This window comes from Rummeliibacillus sp. TYF005, assembly GCF_003844195.1.
GTDB lineage: Bacteria > Bacillota > Bacilli > Bacillales_A > Planococcaceae > Rummeliibacillus.
The window spans coordinates 46,784-53,066 of the sequence record NZ_ML122565.1 but is presented as its reverse complement, the minus strand read 5'-3'; the positions used below and the strand labels follow the sequence as shown (position 1 = coordinate 53,066).

General features: G+C 32.9%; 5 protein-coding genes. 2 read left to right on the top strand and 3 right to left on the bottom strand.

Features of this window, described 5'->3' with window-relative positions; genetic code table 11:
• The first annotated feature begins 108 nt into the window (after positions 1 to 108).
• Positions 109 to 1,299 (top strand): IS256 family transposase, encoded by a 1,191-nt coding sequence (locus tag CW357_RS12300; protein WP_124218207.1) that lies wholly within the window; start codon positions 109 to 111, stop codon positions 1,297 to 1,299.
• 282 nt (positions 1,300 to 1,581) lie between these two features.
• Positions 1,582 to 2,883 carry a helix-turn-helix domain-containing protein gene (locus tag CW357_RS12295; RefSeq protein WP_124218206.1) on the top strand — a complete coding sequence of 434 codons (1,302 nt, stop codon included), beginning with the start codon at positions 1,582 to 1,584 and terminating at the stop codon, positions 2,881 to 2,883.
• A gap of 81 nt (positions 2,884 to 2,964) precedes the next feature.
• Here CW357_RS12295 and CW357_RS12290 read toward each other — a convergent pair whose 3' ends face one another.
• The 3 genes from CW357_RS12290 to CW357_RS12285 are packed head-to-tail and all read right to left on the bottom strand — an operon-like array spanning position 2,965 to position 6,029.
• Positions 2,965 to 5,190, bottom strand: coding sequence for a sensor histidine kinase (locus CW357_RS12290; RefSeq protein WP_119415959.1), 2,226 nt, complete (start codon positions 5,188 to 5,190; stop codon positions 2,965 to 2,967).
• A 1-nt stretch (position 5,191) separates the two neighbouring features.
• Positions 5,192 to 5,356 (bottom strand): hypothetical protein, encoded by a 165-nt coding sequence (locus CW357_RS18290; RefSeq protein WP_158582358.1) that lies wholly within the window; start codon positions 5,354 to 5,356, stop codon positions 5,192 to 5,194.
• Positions 5,331 to 6,029 carry a response regulator transcription factor gene (locus tag CW357_RS12285; protein ID WP_119415958.1) on the bottom strand — a complete coding sequence of 233 codons (699 nt, stop codon included), beginning with the start codon at positions 6,027 to 6,029 and terminating at the stop codon, positions 5,331 to 5,333. Before CW357_RS12285 ends, CW357_RS18290 begins: the two co-directional genes overlap by 26 nt.
• Between the last annotated feature and the right edge of the window lie 254 nt (positions 6,030 to 6,283).

Here is a 6,283-nt window from a genome sequence, read left to right as displayed (position 1 = left end):
GAGAGTATAAAATATTTTGTGTAAATAGAAATTTTAATAGAAAAAGGAAGACCTTTTCTTGATAGAATAAAGTCACCACAACTCATCCAAAGAAAAGAGGTCTTCCCTATGAATCAGTTTACAACAGAAATCATCGATGCACTAGTAAAAAAACAAGATATTACCGAGGTTTTTCGTTCACATTTGGAAATGGCGATCAATTCGTTACTGGCGACAGAATTAACAGAGTTTTTAAATTATGAAAAATACGATCGTATAGGCTTTAACTCCGGCAATTCACGCAATGGAGTTTATTCACGCACACTTCATACAGAGTATGGTGACCTAACCATTCAAATTCCTCGTGATCGCAATGGGGAATTTAAACAACAGACAGTCCCACCATACAAACGCTCTAACGATACGCTAGAAGCAACGGTTATTCACCTATTTCAAAAAGGGATTACCATGTCTGAAATAGCAAATTTGATTGAAAAAATGTATGGGCATCACTATACACCCCAAACGATTTCAAACATGACAAAAGCCGTATCAGAAACAGTTGAGGCTTTCAATAAACGTCCGTTACACCATCGCTATGTTTGCGTATATTTAGATGCCACATATATTCCAGTTCGTCGTGATACAGTATCGAAGGAAGCTGTCTACATCGCAGTGGGGATTCGTGAAGATGGCTCAAAAGAAATATTAGCGTACACGATTGCCCCAACAGAATCAGCTTATAACTGGCATGAGCTATTAGAAGAGCTCAAAGAGCGCGGTGTAGAGGACGTTTTGTTATTCGTCTCAGATGGCTTAAAAGGCATGGCCGACACTGTGTTCAATGTGTTTCCAAAAGCAAAATATCAAGTGTGCCTTGTGCATGTTGGACGTAATATTTCTCACAAAGTACGTGTAGAGGACCGCCAAGCAATTTGTGAGGATTTTAAAACCCTTCACCAATCAGTGGATGCAGAGGCAGCTGAGCAGGCGCTCCATGCTTTTTGTGCTAAATGGGGCAAAATGTATAAAAAGGTCACACAATCATTGCTTGAAAACCCTTATTTGCTTACATTTTATCAGTTGCCTAAGGATATTTGGCCAAGTATTTACTCGACCAATTTAATCGAATCTCTTAATAAACAAATTAAGAAATACACAAAACGAAAAGAACAATTTCCGAATGAAGAATCGCTGGAACGCTTCTTAGTTACGCAATTTGAAGACTATAATCAACGATTCGCCACACGTTGCCACCGAGGCTTTAATAAAGCACGTGCAGCACTGGAAGAAATGTTTGAAAGCTTAAAAACGGAATAATTCGCAAGAGCGGAGCGCGGCGCACAATTTTGGTTTGTAGGAAAGTGCTAGCCCTTTCCTACAAACCAAAATCAAACCTTCGAACAAGTCTAATTGAATACCAAAGTGACGATCTACTTGAAAAGGTTGAAAAGTCATTTACACAAAATTATTGACACTCCCAGATAATTCACAAAAATGTAAATTTACTAAGTAAAATAAACCTTTCAGCCGATTACAATTAGTTTAGAATCATGAAATAATTCTAAAAAAGGACAGACGTTAAGAGGGTTAAATCTACTTATGAAAAACATTGGAAATATAATAAAAAAGGAACGCATTAAGCAAAAGATCACACAAAAGGAATTAGCCAAAGATATTTGTTCCACCTCTTACCTAAGTAAAATAGAAAGCGGTAAGCAAATTCCTCAAGATGAAGTGAAACATGCACTCATCAACCGTTTGCAAATCAACTTAGAACATTACATCGATATCGATGAGGAACAGTTTTTAAAGGAAAATTATCCATTAATAAAAAATGCAATTATGAACAATGACCAAATACAAATAAAAAAGCTACTAGATTATTTTAAATCCATGAATCTAGAATTTAGTAATATTGAAAACTTCTATACATTTAATTTGAGATTACTGCGACTGTATTTAATGATTGATGAACCTATGGAAATGGAAAATGCCGTTTCGTTACTCAATGCCTTTAAAACAATGGAAGAAAGTCTAAACGATCGGCAGAAATTTTTCTATTATGAAAACTATTCTCTATACTGCATTAATACAAAACAATATCAATCTGCATTATCATACCTTGAAAAGGCCGGATTATTAATTTCAAAAATCCAACTTTCCGTGGGAGAAAAAGCAGATTATTATTACTTTCTTAGTACTGTTTACCATAAACTTCATCGAACATTAAATGCGATTGAATATGCAGAACAAGCTCTGAAATTATTTACAGAACTAAAATATCCCCAACAAATGGTGAATTGTTATATACGAATAGGTCTATCACATATTCAAAATGGACATTATCATTACGCATTAGACATTTTCGATAACTGCTACAATATATGTGCTGAAAATAATCTAAAAAAGAACTATGGTGTTATCTATCAAAATCTAGGATATATTTATGCATTAGAAGGCGATTCAAGGGGTGCGATTTCTTATTATAGAAAAAGCTTAGCCGTCAAAAAATGTCCTCTTCGAATACTTATTACCATCCATTCCATGGTAAAGGAATATTCAAAACTTAACAGCACCACAAGTGTAGAAACGTGGTGTCATAAAGGCCTCAATCTTATCAAGGATCACAAGATTGAGAAAGAAGCACAAGAATACGTTTACCATTTTCACATTTATAAAATGCTCCATCAATTAAGTGATTTTGATGAAGCCCTTTTTGCAGAAGCAATTGATTTCTTTAATAATACTCAAAATTATAAAAATGTTCATAAATACGCCATTTTAGCTGGCTCATTATTAAGCAAACGAGAAGAATATAAAAAGGCTACTGAATATTATCAAAAAGCTACTGAAGCTATGTATGCGATGAAAAATATAAAAGCATGGGAAGATTTATCGTAAAATGAAGGGGCTTATCCATAATTGAATAGCCCCTACATTCGGTAATTTATAATAGAAAACTTAGCTACTGATAGCCCTCTTCTAACTAACTAATGGTACATTTACAACAACTTTAAACAAATCTCCGTCTACTGTAATCTCCATACTACCATGATGCAAATCTACGATTGATTGTGTGATAGCTAAACCTAAGCCTGAACCTTCAGTATGACGTGATGTATCAGCACGTTTAAAGCGCTCGTATAATTCCTCTACATTTTGATTGCCGAGTTCATATTTTGTAATGTTCTTGATGACAAATTGAGCATTTTGCTCAACTCTATCTAATGAAATATATACTCTTGTTCCTTCCATAGTATATTTCAAAGCATTAATAATGAGATTATCCAAAACTCTCCACCATTTTTGACCATCTACATAAGCCATCAATGGCTCATCAGTTATATGAACGCGAAATGTCATATCAGCTTTTTCCATATCCTCTTCTAATTCACCAAGTGCTTGTTGCAATAATTGATTTAAGTTTACTTTTTCCTTTTGTAATTCAAGATTACCAGATGCCATTTTCGATACTTCAAACAAATCTTCTATCAACGTTTTTAAGCGCTGCGATTTCTTATCTAAAATGGCAATATAACTATTACGCTCATCCTCCGTCAATTCAGGATTTTTTAACAAATCTGTATAGGTAATGATTGAGGTAAGAGGTGTTCTTAAATCATGACTAACATTTGTAATCAGTTCTGTTTTTAAACGTTCACTTTTCGCTTGCTCTGTTATAGAAGTTCGAACCCCTTCACGTAAACGATTTAAATGGCTTGCATGTTTACCAAAAGCGGATTTACCTCTAACTTTAATCTCACTATTTAGACGACCTTCAACCATTTCTTCTGTTTGCTTCATAATTTTGTTTAAATAACTTACTCTTCTTAAAAAGACAATCATAGCTGGTAAGGCAATCGTGAAGAATAATATGAGATAAAGCGGCATTAAATCAAATGCAGTCATTGCGCCAACAATTCCAACTCCCGATAAAAAAACAATTATTAATAGCGCAATCGCTTGTAAACCTATGCTCATCGATAAAAATAAATTTTTTAAATCATCTATGACATGTAGTGTAAAAGAACTTCGATATGCTTTTAATCGTTTTTCTTCTGTATTCATATCCTCGATTATTAGCAGCAATTGCATAACTACAAACCATACTAATAAATAAAAAATGATTGTACCCAATACGAATTCGATTAAGTTGGAAAGACTTCCCCCAAAAAGGGGTATATTAATAAAACGACTCAACAACCCGGATATTTCAATAATGATTACGTTTCCTGTGATAAATAAGCATAGCGCACGAACATCAATCGGCCATCTTCTTATCGTACGTAGTAAAAAATGGTTGCCGTTTTTTTCAACATGAAATGGTTTGATCCAAAACAATACGATAATCGATAGTAACCCTAAAACCCATATTATTCCTAATACTATTTGACGAAATTTAAAATTCTTATATTCCTGATACGAGCTTGAATTTAAAAACGCATTTTTATCAACATGAATTTCACCTAAATATTGATGAAAATTTCTTTGTGCAGTATTTGTAATATCATACGATATATCCGGAGAATCACTTTCTGCTGCATTCCAATTTTCATCATCAATAGAATCTTCAGTACTAATTGTTTCTGTTTTTAATATTTTCTTTTGTCCATCGTATTTTTTTATATATATAGCTGTATTCTTTAAGTTCCCAACACTAAAGGTGTCCCCTGTTGACACCTCTTTTAGTTTATAGGTGAAATAATCATATTGTTTTAAAAAATCTTGTTTCCGATTTTCTAAATCACTCACATACCTATCAATTTTCTTTTCTTTTATTTTAATAATTTTATCTCGGACATAATCATCATCTTCAAAGTTTTTTGTAATATCTTGAATCTTCTTATCCCTATCTTTGATTAATGCATTTTTTACTGAGGTAACCTTTGAATCTTTCGCTTCATCAATTTTATCTTGATATTGCTCGTTAATATTTGTAATTTGTTCACTTAAAGTGCCATTATAATTGCGATATTCCTCTATCTCTTTATCTGATACCTTAATATTACTTTTTGCCTCATCAGCATCTAAAGGATTTAATACGAGAGGGCCTAATTGGTCTGTAAAATTTTGATATTCAGATTGAAAAAATTCAGATTCAAAAAAGTTTTTCATCAAATATTGATGACCGTACTCTAATAGCGTATATACACTGATTAATATCATACAGATTAGAGAAAGTAAGACGGTATTTTGAAATTTTCTCATATTATACTCCTCCAATCACACGTGTAAGCTGCCCAAATGTTCTACTAAAGTTAAAATCGATGAAATGGAAAATAAACGTTAAACAATATAATAGACTACAAATTGCAATGACTAATGCAATAAGTGACCAAATGAGCGTACTATGCTTTTTCAATTTTGTAACCAATTCCCCATACCACCTTTAAATATCTCGGATTTTTAGGATCTACCTCGATTTTCTCTCTAATTTTACGGATATGTACCGCAACTATATTTTCAGCATTGTAAGCTGGCTCATTCCATACGCGTTCATAAATATCTGGAATAGAGAAAACCCGTCCGGCATTTGTTAACAATAATTCTGTAATGTTATATTCTATCTTCGTTAACTTTATCGGTTCACCATCTAATAAGACTTCTTTTGCATTAGTATCTAACGCCAAGCCTCCTACAATGACTTTTCCTTGCTGATCATTGTTGTAGGTTCCCAATTTAACATAACGTCGCAATTGCGACTTTACACGCGCTAAAAGTTCTAATGGATGGAAAGGCTTTGTTACATAGTCATCTGCTCCAACTGATAGTCCATGGATTTTGTCTGTATCTTCAACCTTGGCACTAAGCATAATGATTGGAATATTACGTTCTTCTCGTATCTTAAATGTTGTTTGAATTCCATCAAGTTTCGGCATCATAATATCTAAAATGATTAAATGTACTTCATGCTCCATTAATAATTCAAGTGCTTCTAAACCATTTGCTGCCTTTAATACGTTGTATCCGTCATTTTTCAAATAGATTTCAATACCATCCCGTATATCTTGGTCATCATCTGTTACTAAAATTGTATAAGGCTTCAAATTTAACACCTCATTCCGTTGTTTTTCTTTATAAAATTTATTTTACAAACTAAATCTTAAAAAGTAGTCATCATAAAAATGAAGAAATTCTTAAGATTTTATCTTCTGTTAAAAATGTTTGCATAGTACCTACTTTCAGAAAGGATTACAGCTGATTAGACAAATATGTATAGTACAAACTGAAACTGTACACTTGTAGTCCCTTTTCCTAAAATTAAATTTTAAATTTTTCCATAATTATTCTACCTTCTCCA